General features: G+C 29.7%; 1 protein-coding gene. It reads left to right on the top strand.

Features of this window, described 5'->3' with window-relative positions:
* The coding region (locus NE668_RS10230; RefSeq protein ID WP_256196972.1) for a hypothetical protein at positions 1 to 212 on the top strand (212 nt) is incomplete at both ends.

Genomic DNA, 212 nt, shown 5'->3' with positions numbered 1-212 from the left:
CTAACTATCTCAATGCCTTTTTACGATTTAACACTGTAGATGTCAAATCTAATGTATATGATCCAAATAACTATATGTGGATGCCATCAGTAGATGATAAAGAACGTAAGGTTCATATTTCTTTTACAAAAATTACTCAGATACAGGTAATTAAGTTATTTGGTAGTGTAGATAAGTCTCATGTATTATGCTCTATTCGTATTGAAACTAGT

The organism is Veillonella parvula (assembly GCF_024461875.1).
GTDB lineage: Bacteria > Bacillota > Negativicutes > Veillonellales > Veillonellaceae > Veillonella > Veillonella parvula_I.
The sequence above is the reverse complement of the archived record's forward strand: the minus strand, read 5'-3'. Positions and strand labels throughout refer to the sequence as shown.